Consider the following 724-nt stretch of genomic DNA (forward strand, 5'->3'; position numbering starts at 1 on the left):
ATTTAAAGATGAATGTCTGGAAATGGCAGCCAATCAGCTACAAATTCCAGGTAAAATAAAAGAGTTTTCTGATCGCCTGATCAGATTCTACCCTCTGGTTCTTGCTGCCGCCTTAAAAGAAACCTCTGAATCAGGTCTGACAGCACCTGCAGCCACCACAAGTCACAGGCCATGCGCTTTTCAATGCGGTTTTATAGCCAACAATCACAAGGAATTTTCTTCTCATTTCTCTGAGTGCCCCTACCAACCAATTTCGTGCCGCCACTGCTCAAAAACAGTGCAGAGAAAAGATATTATTGCTCATGAAGAGGAATGTAACCTGCGCCCTGTGGACTGTACTTTTTGTGACGAAACCGTACCGCAGAAAAGCATGGCGCAACACTTTGAGTATTGTGTCGGTTACCCGGTAAACTGCACTCTGTGCCACAACGCTGTTCCTCGATCACAACTCGACCAACACCGGGAATCAGAGTGCCTGCAAAGGCTTGTAGACTGTGATCGCTGCTTTGAAACATTCACTGTCGCGGAGCTGAACACGCACAAACAGGGTTGTCGATTTATGCAGAATATGACCCTGCTGGCCAGCTCTGCCAATGCCCCCGTCACGCTGGTTCCCCAACCCGGCGCCATTGGCTCCATTTACCAACCAGAGGATTCCCAGAGGGATTCATCCACTATCTATCTAGCTTTGCCATATAACAAGTTTCAGAAATATTTACTTTGC

General features: G+C 47.4%; 1 protein-coding gene. It reads left to right on the plus strand.

Translation table 11 applies throughout. From position 1 onward, the window contains the following. Positions 1-370: 370 nt before the first annotated feature. A partial coding sequence (locus E1189_RS25325; protein WP_230460243.1) for a hypothetical protein occupies positions 371-724 on the plus strand: 354 nt, incomplete at its 3' end.

This window comes from Parendozoicomonas verongulae, assembly GCF_009711465.1.
GTDB lineage: Bacteria > Pseudomonadota > Gammaproteobacteria > Pseudomonadales > Endozoicomonadaceae > Sansalvadorimonas > Sansalvadorimonas verongulae.